Raw genomic sequence first — 13,081 nt, 5'->3', positions numbered from 1 at the left:
CAATGTAGGCGGACAATGTAGGATGGGTTTCGCTTCGCTCTACCCATCCTACGCAACCGTCACGACGCTCGCATCATCGCTACTTCGCGCTCGCGAACTCGGTCTTGGTCTCGTGGCTGCCGAGGAAAACCAGGAGGCCGGCCGCGAGCGGCAACAGCGACAGCACCAAGAGGCCGGTCGACGTGCTGCCGGTCGTCTCCTTCACCCAGCCGATCAGATAGGGCCCGCCAAAACCGGCGAGGTTGCCGATCGAGTTGATCAGCGCGATCGCGCCGGCGGCGGCGGTGCCTGACAGCCAGGCGGTCGGCAGCGTCCAGAACACCGCGAAGGTGCAGAACACGCCGATCGCGGCGACCGTCAGCACGACCATGGTCATGGTCGGATCGGTGATGTAGCTGGAGACGGCGAGCGCCAGCGCCGTGAGCAAGAGCGGAGCGCCGACATGAAACACGCGCTCCCGCGCGGCGTCGGACCGGCGCGCCCACAGGATCATCGCGACGGTGCCGAACGCATAGGGGATCGCGGTGACGAATCCGGTCTGCGCGTTGGTGAGGCCGAACGCCTTGACGATCTGCGGCAGCCAGAACTGCATGCCGTAGAGCGAGGCGACGAAGCCGAAATAGATCGCGCTCAGCGCCAGTACTTTCGGCGAGGACAGCGCCTGGCCGAGCGTGAAGTGCTGCGCCGCCTGCTTGGCTGCGACCTCGGCATCGAGCTTCGCCTTCAGCCACGCCTTCTGCTCGGCCGAGAGCCAATCGGCCTTCTCCGGCCGATCGGTGAGATAGAACCAGGTGACGATGCCGAGCAACACCGAGGGAATGCCCTCGATCACGAACAGCCACTGCCAGCCCTTCAGCCCCATCACGCCGTCCAGCCCGAGCAACAGGCCGGAGATCGGGGCGCCGATCACGGTCGAAATCGGCACCGCGAGCGCAAAGGCGGCGAGGAATCGCGCGCGATACTCGGCCGGATACCAGTAGGTGAGATAGAGGATGATGCCGGGGAAGAAGCCGGCCTCGGCGACGCCGAGGAAGAAGCGCAACGCATAGAAGCTGTGCTCGTCGTAGACCGCCGCCATCAGTGCCGAGAGGATGCCCCAGCTCACCATGATGCGGGCGATCCATTTGCTGGCACCGAATCTCTCCAGCGCCAGATTGCTCGGCACCTCGAAGATGAAATAGCCGATGAAGAAGATGCCGGCGCCGAACGAGAACACCACCGGCGAGAACTTCAGCTCGCTGTTCATGGTCAGCGCGGCGAAGCCGAGATTGACGCGGTCGAGATAGGAGAAGAAGTAGGCCAGGATCAGGAACGGGATCAGCCGCCAGGAGATCGCGCGGATCGTGGACGTCTCGATCTCGCTGCGGGCGCCGCGATCGGGCGCGACGGTTGCGGACTGGCTCATCTGCTTCCCCCAAAGCTATTGCTTGCCTTGAGGATTATTGGGTGGCCCCGCATTGAGCAATGGCAAAAACTCATAGCACACAGGCCAGACCGGAACCCGGACTACCTCCCCCAGGGGGCGGGATCGTTCGCATCGGCATGGTAGAACTGGGGCACGTCAATCCCGCCCCCGCGTCATTGCGAGCCAACGGGTCGCGCGAACGCGCGCCCGATGACAGGCTCCGCGAAGCAATCCATGGCGCCACAGATCGGGATGGATTGCTTCGTCGCTTCGCTCCTCGCAATGACGAATGAAAAAGCCAGCCCTACTCCGCGAGCTGGAAACGCTCGAAGCGGTCGAGCTCCTCCTCGATGCGGCGCTTCAGCTCCTTGCGACCCGCCTGCTTCTTGCCGTTGCCGACCCAGCTCCATTTCTGCATCAGGAGCTTCCGGTTCTGCCGGTCGGTCTTCAGGTCGAGGGCGGCAACGATATCGTCGCCGACCAGCACCGGCAGCGCGAAATAGCCGAACAGGCGCTTCTCCTTCGGCACATAGGCCTCGAAGCGGTGGCCATAACCGAAGAACAGCTCGGTGCGCTTGCGCTGGATGATCAGCGGATCGAACGGCGAGAGGATGTGAACCAGGGCAGGATCACCCTCGCCGGTCTCCTCCAGCACTTCGGGCCGCGCCCAATGCTCCTGCTTGCCGGCGCCGTCGAGCGCGATCCGCACGAGCTCCTTGCGGCGCACCCTCGCCTCGATCAGGCTGCGCACCGCCTTCTTGCTCGGCGCGTCCAGATGGCAGATCGAATCCAGGCTGACGATGCCTTGCGAGCGCAGCGCGCGGTCGAGCAGATAGGCGATCCGCGCCGATGCCGGTGCGGGCGTCGGCGGCTTGTCCCAGCCGAAATGCCTGCTCATCAGCTCGTAGGTCTTCAGCATGCCGGCGCGCTCGCTGATCGTGACCACGCCGCCATAGAAGGCGAGTTGCAGCGCACGCTTCGAGGGTTTGCGGCTCTGCCAGAGGTGCTCCTTCTCGGTCAGCACGTCGTCTTCGATGTCGCGGATGGTCAGCGGACCGGCCCGCAGCAGCCGCAGCACCTTGCGGGTATCCGACGGCGTCACCGACGCGAACCATTTATGGCCCTCGCGCTTGTGTGCCTTCATCGCCGGCAGGAAGATGTTGATGTCCTTGGACGGCACGTAGGACAGCGCGTGCGTCCAGTATTCGAACACACTCTTGTCCTGGCTCTGCGCCTGCTTGAGGTCGGCGCGGCGGTAGTCCGGAATCCGGGTGAACAGGATGTGGTGGTGGCAACGCTCGATCACGTTGATGGTGTCGATCTGCACATAGCCGAGATGATCGACGGCAGCGGCCACGGCTGATGCCCCGTCCCCGAACGGCGCCGTCGTATCGAGCCGTTGCGCGCGCAGCCAGATATGGCGGGCGGCGGCATTGTTCAGGGATAAGGGTTCGGCGACGCGGGGCATTGCCCAGGCAATGTAGTGAGATTCGCGCTGCTGTGGAGAGCCGCGTCAGGGAAATCAGCTCCGCCGATTGTGCACGCTTCGGCGCCCCGGGCTGCAGCTAAGCGGGATGAATTTGGTTGAATCGACCCGCCAAGGTTTCGGATCACCTCTCCCCGGCGGGGAGAGGTCGGATTGCAAAGCAATCCGGGTGACGGCTCTTGCCCTCTCGATAGACCGTAACCCCTCACCCGATTTGCTACGCAAATCGACCTCTCCCAAGGGAGAGGTGAACTTTTGACGCCGTTTCAGCTCAACCAAATCTCATCGCTCTTTAGTCCGATCCAATGGCCCGCCGCAACCAGGGAACGTCCGCCATCGCCGCCGCGAGCGCGGCGTTTTCCTCATGGAAAACCCGGGACGAATGACCGCCAACCGGAAACCAGCCGCGGCCATCCTCCACGTCCCGCCGATATTCCTCGAAACCGATGGTCCCTTCCGGGCGAACGAAGATATCGACGCAACGCGAAGCGCCTTCGTCATTGATCGAGCGGAGGACACGATTGACTTGGGCCAAGATGTTCTCCTCTCCGTCGCCGGCCCCTGCACGGCACGAGACAGGGGCCGGTCCATTCAACTGTGACATAGATCACATTCGCGGCTTTGAACCAGTCCTAGATTCGCAGCATCAAAACGACAACAGCCGGATTGGCTGGCCTGGCATTTAAGGATCAAAACCATGACCCGCTCCTTTTCCTTGGCTCTTTTGACGATCGGCGCTGCGCTATCGATGACGGCGGGCGTCGCACTGGCCGGCAGCGACACCGTTCCGGCCGCCCAGATCCTCAATGCGCTGAAGCCGAAGTCGGCCACCCGCGGCCTCTCCGCCGGCACGCAGGTCGACCCGGCCGCCTCGGCCAAGGAGGCGAGCTTCCTCAACACCGTTCGCAACCGGCAGACCCGATCGCTGTCATTGGGCGAACGCCAGGAGATCGCCGACATCGCCGCCAACAAGCCGAAGATCGATCTGGAGATTCACTTCGACTACAACTCGGCTGACATCGCCAAGGGCTCCGCCCAAGCGGTGCAGGAGCTCGGCAAGGCGCTGTCGGACGCCAGCATGAAGGGCTCGACCTTCGTCGTCGCCGGCCACACCGACGCGATCGGCAGCGAGGCCTATAATCAGGATCTCTCGGAGCGCCGCGCCGACACCATCAAGAACTATCTGGTCGAGCATTACGGCCTGAACGGCTCTGATCTCGTGACCGTCGGCTACGGCAAGACCCGGCCGAAGGATCCGAGCGCACCGATGGACCCGACCAACCGCCGCGTGCAGGTCGTCAACATGGATGCCAAGACGGCGTCGCAGTAATCTCCCGCAGCCTGGAGCTTCGGTTCAGATTGAACCGAAGCTCCGCCTTTCATCTGAACGCGTTTTCTTCACGCGAACCGGCGTCCACTTCGCTCGAAAACGCTCTGGATCCGCCCGTCACGCCCGGCAGGCGGATCGCTTGTTCCGAGAGATTCAAATCCAGCTCTGGAACAGCATCAGCCGATTGAAGGTCGCCATCGACGTCCCGATGGCGGCAATCGTGATCGGCAGCATCGCGATGAAGCCTGCGCATCCGACCGCCACGAAGGCCCACAACAGCCAGCGCGGCATCCCCTTGCGCGTCAAGGCGTAGACCAGCACGAAGCTCGCTGTGGTCGCGGCCGGCAGGTAATAATAGATGAAACCGAGCGTGCGCGGCAGCAGCGCCCAGGCGAGATACGGGCCGAGATAGAACGCAAGCACGAGAAACGCATCGCGGCTGCGGGTCGCGATCCAGTCGCGCAGCGCAACGATCAGCGCGATCAACGCCGGCCACAGCACCAGCGGATTGCCGAGAAACACGATCGCGGCGAACCTGTCATCGCCGACCTTCTCGAACAGGTACCAGACCGGGCGCACCAGGAACGGCCAGGACGGCCATGAGCTCATATAGGTGTGGCCCGCGATCGCAGTCGTGGTGTTGTCGGCAAAGATGCGGCGCTGTGCCTCGACGAGGTCGGTGAACGATAAGCCGTACAGCGGCACGAAGCTCGCGAGATAGACGGCCGCCGGGATCAGCACGAAACAGACGATGAAGTGGCGAAGACGGAAATCCGGCCACAGGTCCGGCCGGTACCAGTCCTCCGCATTGGCGTCGGCGAAGCGGGTGCGCCAGCCCTGCATCAGGCTGATCACCGCCACGATCGCGATGCAGGTCGCGAGCACGAACAGCCCGCTCCATTTGCAGGCACAGGCAAGCCCTGCGAAAACTCCCGTCAGCGCGAAGGTAGACTGCGGGCGCTTCTGCCTGAAGCCGTGGATGAAGGCTGCGATCGCGAACAGACAGAAGGCGAGCGCGAAAATATCCAGCATCGCGATCCGCGCCTGCACGAACAGCATCTGGTTGAAGAAGGCAAGCAGCACGGCTGCGATGGCGCGCTCCTGCGAGGCGAACAGTGCGAGGGCGCCGAGATAAACGGCGACCAGCGCAAGCGCGCCGAACAGCGCCGCGGGATAGCGCCATCCGAGCGGCACGTCGCCGAATGCCTTGATCGACAGCGCGATGATCTCCTTGGCGAGCGGCGGATGCATCGGGTTGAGGATCGGGCCCTCGATCACCGGCAACAGCATCTGGCGCGCCGCGGGCACGTAATGCACTTCATCGAAATAGAGCTTGTCCGGCGTGGTGATCCCGAGCAGCAACACGACATGGGCGACGATGAAGATGATCGTCGCGACGATCGCCGTGCGCGCGACGGGACGCCGCAGAACAGAAGGAGATTCGGATGCGATGATCAAAGGACGAGCACGCTGCGAGGGGAACCAGTGTGAGCGAAGTGTGAGCTACGACAGCCAGGAGTGTGATGTATGTGACGAGTGTGATCAAATCTCACGTTGATGTCCGCAGCGACGGAGCATTTTCGAATCCATCGACACGAACCATCCGGCGCAACTCAACACGGCTTGTGACAATTATACAATATCAGCTGCGTCCGCGATCCGGTACGATGAGAGGGTAGGTCGATCGGTATTGCAATGAATTCGCGCCACAGCTTTTTCTCTCTCCTTGCACTCGGTCTTGCGGTCGCACTGACGGCTCATCCCGTTCAGGCGCAGACGCGCGTCGGCGAAGCGGCCATGGTGAAGAACGAGGTTGTCCGCGTTGCGGCCGCGACCACACCGATCAATGTCGGCGACGCGCTGCTGCGCGACGAGACGGTGCGCACCGGCCTCGAGAGCGCCGCCCGGCTGGTGATGGCCGACAGCACCAACCTGTCGCTCGGACCGAATGCCTCGCTCAAGCTCGACCGCACCGTGTTCGACGACGAGCATCACTATCGCGATGTTGCAATCCGCCTGACCTCGGGAGCGTTCCGCTTCGTCACCGGCCACTCGAACAAGGCCGCCTACACGATCACGACGCCGCTTGCGACCATCGGCGTTCGCGGCACGGTGCTCGACATCCTGTCGCAGCGCGGCAAGACCACCGTCGTGTTGCAGGAAGGCGCATCGACGGTGTGTACGTCGAACCGGCAATGCATCGATCTGACTCAGCCCGGCGACACCGCGATCATCACCTCGAGCGGCGGCCGCACCACGATCCAGAAGACCAACAACCCGCCCTGGACCTTTGCCGCGACCTGCACCCAGGCCGCGGGCCTCTGCACCGTCACCCAGTTCGCGGACGCGTCGCCGGTGACGCCGCCGGTCGCGGACGACCCGACCGGCATGCTGTGCGGACGGTGAGCATGGTGCGGCATATCCATCACCTGGTCCTGTCGGCGGTCCTGACCATGGCGCTGTCGCTCACGATGCTGCAGGCAGGGGCTGCGCCGGCTCAGGCGCAGAGCCCGACGCCGAACTGTACGAATCCCGATACGCTGTCAGCGTCGTCAAACTGTACATCGACCCCAACGCCGACGCCGACACCTACTGCCACACCATCGCCAACGCCGACACCTACGCCCACGCCGACACCGACGCCCAGCCCGTCGCCAACACCGATCACCGGCGCACCGTCGAGCGGCAGTTCGATCAACAACCTCGCCGACCAGCGCTTCAACCAGATGATCACCAACCGCGTGCTCGGATCGGTGCTGCTCGGCGTCAACGAGCAGGTCAATTGCGACGACTGCATCAGTGCCTTCGGCTCCGCCGGCTCGTTCTCGGCCGGCATCCATGGCCGCAAGACCATTACGCCGAACCTGTCGCTGCTCGCCGGCATCGCCTACACCCAATATGGCGAGGGCGGCTACAACGTCACCAGCGCCCCGATCGGCGCCTTCGCCCTGCGCTACGACTTCGTCGACTGGGGCTCGTCGCGGCCGTTCTTCGATATCGGCACCATCCTCTCGCCGTCGGAGAAAGTGCGCTACACCCGCAGCTACGCGACCAACCTCGGCCCGGTGTCGGTCACCGGCCAGACCTCGAGCGAGAATTACGGCGTCTATGGGCGGGCGGGCTGGATCAACCGGCTGTCGGCGCGCGACGAGGTCGCGGCTTCGGTCGAGGTCTGGCAGCTCTGGCAGCGCGTCAAGGGCTATAGCGATCCTGCAATTGCCTTCAATCCGTTCGACGCGACCATCGCCGACGGCACCGATCGCACCAGCCTGGTCAAGATCGGCGGCCAGTGGACGCATCTGTTCGGATCGAACATCGAAACCAACATCAATGGCGGCTGGGTGCAATCCTTCGCCACCCATTCCGGCATCGTCGCCACCGTCACCGGCGATGGCACCATCGTGCCGACGATCGGCAACCAGGGCTGGTTCGAATATGGCGGCCGCGTCGGCTTCCGCATCACCAAGGGCTGGATCGCCGACCTCTTCCTCAACGGCACCGCCGGACCGCAGCCGGTCGGCAACACGCTTCACGGCGGCGTGGGGCTGCGGATCAATTATTAGGGCGGGGCCGCTCGTCCGGACCCGCGCCGTATCACAACGGTCAGCCGGCGACGACGCCGATCTGCGTTCAATCGTTGTCCCAATAGCCGTCCGAGTAACCTTCCCGGTACCCGGATCGATAGACGTAATCATATCCGCCCGGATATTCGTCGCCGTATTCGTACACGTGACGATGGTAGTGGACGACAGGGGCCGGCGAATAATAGTCCCTCTCGTAGACATAGGCCGGAGCCGCACCGGCAGCCATGGTGGAGCCCAACAGCGCGCCGACGGCCAGGCCGCCGACGATGCCAACAGCCACCGCATCGCCCGGCCGGCCACCTGCCGTGGCTTCTGTCGACGCAAGACATCCCACAGCGATCACCGCCACTGTGGCAAAAACAGCTACTCGCTTCATTGAAGCATATCCTTGTTCGCGTTCAACAACCGCGCCGCCTTTTTTAGCGATCGACAGAGCTTCTCTAGAACGTGACGAGCTCCTTGAGCTCGCTCCTGACGAATCGCGGCACAACCCGTCGGGCCACGAAATCATTCCAATCCTTGAACTTTGACTTTGCTCTCGCCTCCGTGATCGCAGTGACGCCGCGCACGCTGAGGTGCGGAAGCTTCACCAGCTCGCTGACAGGAGCGGTGTTGAGGTTGATCTTGTCGGCGCGCCCGATCGACGGTCGTGTTGCGGTTGCCGGGTGAGTTGAACCGGTCATTGATGGAGATGTCTGCGCGACCGCGGTGGCACCGATGACTCCGCAAACGCCGAGGCTGATGCAAACCAACCTGATAAGCATGGACCGCTATCCTTCGTGATACGACGCCCTTGACCCCGCCGCCGATAAAGCGGGAGCCGATTACCGCAAGATTACGGGTGCGATCATCACGGCGGCATTCCGGGAATAAGCCTGATCAAAGCAGCACGACGAAGAGCCTTGCTGCTCCATGATCCACCAGCATGTTCGCTCCTGGATCGGTCGTCTGCGGCGCATTTCCCGGCGGCTGATTCTCCGGCAGCGCGACATCCGGCTCGGCGCGGAGCGGCGGATCGGTTTGCGGAGAAACATGTCTTCCGCCCTGACCGGCATCGTTGACGAGGCTTGACGGTGCATCGTCCGGCTCACGAAGCGGCGCCACCAGGAATGCAACGAGGTTTCGCTTGATGCCTGGAATTCCGAACAGGCTCGATCGAACGGAAAACTCACGTTTGACATAGCTTCCGGCGTGAGCCGCCATTTGCCCGGTCCATTCAAGGCAATCGTGCTGGTCATCGAAACAGAGCGCTGCCCAGCCGCGCTCCGGTGTCACCTGGCGAGGCAGCGCCAATGAATATTGGTACGCGAAAGGATCGCCGTAATGCGGGTGATCGGAGCTGTAGAAGGCCACCGCAACCCCGAGGCTATCGTTGCCGCCGACGATCGACAAAGGCGTGCCCATCTGCTCATGCCACAGCCGGGTGAGCTTGTCTGCCGCCTGGTGATAGACGTTTCGCCCTTCCTCATAACCGTAGCTGTTGCGGTAGAGCGCATGGGCTGGGGCCGCCATCACGGCGGCGGCGATTGCAATTCCAGCAACCAGGAGCGCTGCATTGACCGTATAGAACCGCTCGATCGGATAACGCGTGCTGCACACGACCGGCACGGCGAGCAGGAACAATCCCTGAAGCGCCCATAGCGACGGCAAGTCGGTGCCGAGCAATAGGGACGTGATGAAAGGAAGAGCGATCGTGCCGATCGCGACGTGGCCGATGAGCTTCAGGTTGGGATCCGCCGCCGCGAGATCCCGCGGAAGGCGCTTGATCCGATACCCAGCGATCATCGCCCACGTCACGGCGGACACGCTCGTCGCCGCAGCAAGGCCCAACAGGAAATTGACGGCATCCCGCAGCGACGCAGGAAAACCGGCCCCCACATGTGTCGCGGCATAGTGGATGGGCTCCGCGCCTGTCGTGGCCAGCCAGTGCAGATGCGGAAATAGCGCAATCAGCCCGACAGCAGCGGATATCCAAGGCGAACTAGACGTGAAATAGGCTCGTCGCGAGGGATGGATGATTGCCGACAATGCGAAGCTGGCGATCAGAAAGGTGGAGTAATACTTGCCCAGCATTGCAAGCGACGCCGCGACACCCGCAGCGATCGCCCAGAACGGCGCCCTCGTTTCAAAGGCGCGCAGGAAGCAGTAGGTTGCAAGCGGCCAGACCGCGAGCAACACGGCGTTGGCGTTGAAGCGCTGCGCATGAAACTGGTATGCCGGGGTCAGCATCAGCAGGAGCAGCACGATCAGGCGCTTGTGCCCGGTCACGAACCTTCTTGCAATGAGATCGACGAACCACAACGCCAACGCCGCATTTGTCATCGCCATCAGCTGCAGCGACCAATCGGTGAGCGGAAAGACCGCGGTCCACGCACCCGTCGTCCACCCCATCAACGGCGGATGCTTGGGATAACCCCATGCGAAATGCCTGCCATACGTCCAGGTCTCCAGCACGTCCGGATGCAGGCCGGCGCCGTGATAGGCCACTGACAGATACACCGTCCAGATGCCGACGAAGCAGGCGAGCAGCAGCGGCACCGACCACCCTGCCTCGACTCCCTCCAGCCATCGATTGAACGGACGGCGCCATGACGCCGGGCTGCGATCTGACCGCTTGGCCATCGCTGAGAACGCAAAATCGACCGGCATATCGTTCGGAAGCCTGGGGATGGAGATCGGAAAGCGCGACGCGAGCCGCGTTGTCCGCCATGCTTTTCACAGCGACCATTACGATAGCCTGACGGGGGTCCGTTCACGCCTCTGTCAACGTAATCTTGCGCGCGCCGAGGCGCCGTCATTCGCCGGTCATGTTGATCGACGTCCCTGGCGGGGAAATCGCCGAGAGGGGATGCGCATGCGAAAGCTCGCTCGCTGTCATGACGCTGATCGGCCCTGGAGCGCTGATGTGTGCGGCGCCCCTGATTGAGTCTTTCGGATGAGCCCCCATCAGGTGTCGATCCGATCACCACGGCCATTCGCGAATGGCCGATCGACGCCCAGGAAAAGGCCAATCACATCCACGCATTCGTGTGGACACCGCAGTTTTCTTGCCGGCCGTAATCTTACTGTAATCCGTCCGTAATGGTAGAAGGCCGTGGCTTATGCTTGGGAGAATGCGGTGCGAGTTCTGGTCGTGGAGGATGACCCTCAGCTTGGGCCATGGCTGCGGGATACCTTGGCTACGGCCTTCGGCGCATCCGACATGGTCACGACGCTTGAGGAGGGTCGCGCCGCAGTCGCCGTGCGAAGCTTTGAACTCGTGGTGATCGACCGTGGACTGCCGGATGGCGACGGTCTGGCCTTGCTGCGCGACCTGAAGCAGCAGAAGCCCAGCCCCGCGACGATCGTGCTGACGGCACTTGATGACCCCCTTGATATTGCTCGTGCCCTCGACGGCGGGGCGGACGACTACGTGGCCAAGCCATTCGAGCCGATCGAGCTGATTGCGCGAGCCAAGGCGGTGCTGCGCCGTCTGTTTCTGGATCGAGGGGCGATCGTCGCATCGGCAATCTGAGCTACGACGTCCTCAATCGCGAGGTCTGCGTCGATCACGCGCCCATTGTTGTCCCGCGGCGTGAACTGGCGATTCTGGAAGCGATGGTCCGGCGCATTGGGCGCGTTGTCCTGCGCGAGACCCTTGAAGTTGCCGCTTACAGCTTTGACGACGAGATTCAATCAAACGCGATCGAGGCTCACGTTTCGCGGCTGCGCCGGCGCCTCCGCTCGCGGCTGCGCCGGCGCCTCCGCGCGGCCAATTGCAAGGTCGTCATCAAACCGGTCCGTGGCCTCGGATATCTGCTGAGTGGCGAATGATGATTTTGAAGTGGCAAAGGCTCAAGCGTGTCCATCGCTCGATCGCGGTGCTGTCCGCGACGCTGATCGGCGCCGTAACGACCATCATGCTGCTCTGCGCAGCAGCCTTGCTGATCCGATTTGGCGGCGACGATGACGGCACCTGGGCCGCCGCCGACGTCGCCGATGCATTGAAGGAAGCCGTCATCCGCAACGAGACCGGGCAACTGGCTCTCAAACGGACCTCGAGGCTGGACGAGATCACCCGCAATTTCCCGACATTCTGGTATGTCGTGTCCGACAAGAGTGGAGAGGTCAGCTACGGCCCGATCCCGAAGTGGCGTCCGCAAAAGACTCAGACATCGCGCGACGGGACGAGTTTCCTCGCCTACGCGTTCGACGGCGAAACCACGAATCTGAAGAAGATGTCGGCCGTCAGAAACACGCCCGTGGGTGAGGTGTGGATTGAAACCGGCGGCGTGGCCTATACGGCCGCGCAACTGACGACCGGAATGCTCACCGATGCGACGATTGTTGCGCTCCCGATCATCCTGGTCCTGGCGGCAACGGCGTTTACCGCGATGGTTTTCGTGCCGACGCTCATCGCGCGTCCCGTCCGGGCCGTCGCGGCGGCCGCCGAGATGATCGATGGGGTTTCGGATGGCCGCCGATTGCCGGAACAGGATGCGCCAGCCGAGCTCTTGCCTCTCGTCGCGGCTTTCAATCGCGCGCTATCGCGAATAGACGTCGCGTCGAAATCGCAACGAAATTTCCTGTCGAACGCGGCACACGAACTGCGTACGCCCTTGACCAATGCGCGCACCATCCTCGAGCAGGTCGAGGACGCTCCGTTGCGCGCCAGGCTGATAGCCGAGAACCAGAAGCTGTCGTCGATCGTCACCATGCTGCTCCAGCTCGCGCGCATCTCCGCGGAACCTGCCGAACTGATCGAGATGGATCTTGCGGCGCTCGCGCGCAGGGTTGCGGCCGAACACGTGCCGATGGCATTGAAGAACGGAAGCGATATCGAGTTTACCGAGCCTCGTCACCCGGTCTGGGTGCGTGGCTCGGAAACCGCGATCGCCGTCGCGCTCTCGAACCTGATCCGAAACGCCGTGACGCATGGCAGCGCCGGTGGCTCCGTCCTCATCGAGGTCGGAGCACCAGCGCGGTTGAGCGTGATTGACTACGGGCCGGGACTCCAACTCGGTCAGCCCGAACTGCTGCTGGAGCCCTTCAAGCGCGGCAACACCCGCACGGAAGGAACGGGGCTGGGGCTTTCGATCGTCTCCCAGGTGATGACCACCCACGGCGGCACCGTTTCCCTCTGCGAGACGCCTGGAGGCGGCACCACGGTCGAACTGAACTTTCCGGTCCCAGGCTGCCGGCAAGCCGACCTGCCTTCAGGCAGAAAAGCCGCCCAGGCCATGACCGAAGTCCGGCCGGACGGCGTCTCCGCAGACTGAGGTGCCGTCTCAATCCGT

The 13,081-nt window shown here is 63.1% G+C and carries 11 protein-coding genes and 1 pseudogene; 5 read left to right on the top strand and 7 right to left on the bottom strand.

Annotation, left to right across the window (positions count from 1 at the left end):
- Positions 1-79 precede the first annotated feature (79 nt).
- From HU230_RS01970 to HU230_RS01960, 3 genes are all read right to left on the bottom strand, one after another.
- A complete protein-coding gene (locus HU230_RS01970) occupies positions 80-1,405 on the bottom strand; it encodes an MFS transporter (RefSeq protein ID WP_176533205.1) in 1,326 nt (441 codons plus the stop codon).
- A 304-nt stretch (positions 1,406-1,709) separates the two neighbouring features.
- Positions 1,710-2,873: a winged helix-turn-helix domain-containing protein gene (locus tag HU230_RS01965; RefSeq protein WP_176533206.1), complete on the bottom strand. Its 1,164-nt coding sequence runs from the start codon at positions 2,871-2,873 to the stop codon at positions 1,710-1,712.
- 310 nt (positions 2,874-3,183) lie between these two features.
- A complete protein-coding gene (locus HU230_RS01960; protein WP_176533207.1) occupies positions 3,184-3,426 on the bottom strand; it encodes a hypothetical protein in 243 nt (80 codons plus the stop codon).
- Positions 3,427-3,588: 162 nt separating this feature from the next.
- On the opposite strand from HU230_RS01960, the gene HU230_RS01955 reads away from it, so the two are divergent.
- A complete protein-coding gene (locus tag HU230_RS01955) occupies positions 3,589-4,221 on the top strand; it encodes an OmpA family protein (RefSeq protein ID WP_176533208.1) in 633 nt (210 codons plus the stop codon).
- Between the two features lie 153 nt (positions 4,222-4,374).
- Here the strand turns inward: HU230_RS01955 and HU230_RS01950 are convergent, their stop codons facing one another.
- Positions 4,375-5,679, bottom strand: coding sequence for a phospholipid carrier-dependent glycosyltransferase (locus HU230_RS01950; RefSeq protein ID WP_176533209.1), 1,305 nt, complete (start codon positions 5,677-5,679; stop codon positions 4,375-4,377).
- A 237-nt stretch (positions 5,680-5,916) separates the two neighbouring features.
- On the opposite strand from HU230_RS01950, the gene HU230_RS01945 reads away from it, so the two are divergent.
- Both HU230_RS01945 and HU230_RS01940 read left to right on the top strand, forming a co-directional pair.
- Positions 5,917-6,627 (top strand): FecR family protein, encoded by a 711-nt coding sequence (locus HU230_RS01945; RefSeq protein WP_176533210.1) that lies wholly within the window; start codon positions 5,917-5,919, stop codon positions 6,625-6,627.
- Between the two features lie 2 nt (positions 6,628-6,629).
- Positions 6,630-7,784, top strand: coding sequence for a hypothetical protein (locus HU230_RS01940; protein WP_210284290.1), 1,155 nt, complete (start codon positions 6,630-6,632; stop codon positions 7,782-7,784).
- Between the two features lie 67 nt (positions 7,785-7,851).
- Here the strand turns inward: HU230_RS01940 and HU230_RS01935 are convergent, their stop codons facing one another.
- The 3 genes from HU230_RS01935 to HU230_RS01925 all read right to left on the bottom strand — a co-directional run bounded on the left by HU230_RS01935 (position 7,852) and on the right by HU230_RS01925 (position 10,454).
- Entirely contained in the window at positions 7,852-8,181 is a 330-nt protein-coding gene (locus tag HU230_RS01935) for a hypothetical protein (protein ID WP_176533212.1), read from the bottom strand.
- Between the two features lie 64 nt (positions 8,182-8,245).
- Positions 8,246-8,488 carry a ComEA family DNA-binding protein gene (locus tag HU230_RS01930; RefSeq protein ID WP_176533213.1) on the bottom strand — a complete coding sequence of 81 codons (243 nt, stop codon included), beginning with the start codon at positions 8,486-8,488 and terminating at the stop codon, positions 8,246-8,248.
- 196 nt (positions 8,489-8,684) lie between these two features.
- Positions 8,685-10,454 (bottom strand): glycosyltransferase family 39 protein, encoded by a 1,770-nt coding sequence (locus HU230_RS01925; RefSeq protein WP_176533214.1) that lies wholly within the window; start codon positions 10,452-10,454, stop codon positions 8,685-8,687.
- A gap of 469 nt (positions 10,455-10,923) precedes the next feature.
- Between HU230_RS01925 and HU230_RS01920 the strand changes: the two are divergent.
- Positions 10,924-11,618 (top strand): annotated as a pseudogene (locus HU230_RS01920) (response regulator).
- The gene (locus HU230_RS01915) at positions 11,618-13,063 is read left to right on the top strand and encodes a sensor histidine kinase (protein ID WP_176535183.1); all 1,446 of its coding nucleotides are present in this window, start codon (positions 11,618-11,620) and stop codon (positions 13,061-13,063) included. Before HU230_RS01920 ends, HU230_RS01915 begins: the two are co-directional and overlap by 1 nt.
- The last annotated feature ends 18 nt before the right edge of the window (positions 13,064-13,081 follow it).

The sequence above is a fragment of the Bradyrhizobium quebecense genome (assembly GCF_013373795.3).
Lineage (GTDB): Bacteria > Pseudomonadota > Alphaproteobacteria > Rhizobiales > Xanthobacteraceae > Bradyrhizobium > Bradyrhizobium quebecense.
This window is presented reverse-complemented; position numbering and strand designations above follow the sequence as displayed.

Bases quoted from the DNA above. Each gene is read 5' to 3' on its own strand.
- HU230_RS01970 (WP_176533205.1), bottom strand. From the start codon at position 1,405: ATGAGCCAGTCCGCAACCGTCGCGCCCGATCGCGGCGCCCGCAGCGAG.
- HU230_RS01965 (WP_176533206.1), bottom strand. From the start codon at position 2,873: ATGCCCCGCGTCGCCGAACCCTTATCCCTGAACAATGCCGCCGCCCGC.
- HU230_RS01955 (WP_176533208.1), top strand. From the start codon at position 3,589: ATGACCCGCTCCTTTTCCTTGGCTCTTTTGACGATCGGCGCTGCGCTA.
- HU230_RS01945 (WP_176533210.1), top strand. From the start codon at position 5,917: ATGAATTCGCGCCACAGCTTTTTCTCTCTCCTTGCACTCGGTCTTGCG.
- HU230_RS01940 (WP_210284290.1), top strand. From the start codon at position 6,630: ATGGTGCGGCATATCCATCACCTGGTCCTGTCGGCGGTCCTGACCATG.
- HU230_RS01935 (WP_176533212.1), bottom strand. From the start codon at position 8,181: ATGAAGCGAGTAGCTGTTTTTGCCACAGTGGCGGTGATCGCTGTGGGA.
- HU230_RS01930 (WP_176533213.1), bottom strand. From the start codon at position 8,488: ATGACCGGTTCAACTCACCCGGCAACCGCAACACGACCGTCGATCGGG.
- HU230_RS01925 (WP_176533214.1), bottom strand. From the start codon at position 10,454: ATGCCGGTCGATTTTGCGTTCTCAGCGATGGCCAAGCGGTCAGATCGC.
- HU230_RS01915 (WP_176535183.1), top strand. From the start codon at position 11,618: ATGATTTTGAAGTGGCAAAGGCTCAAGCGTGTCCATCGCTCGATCGCG.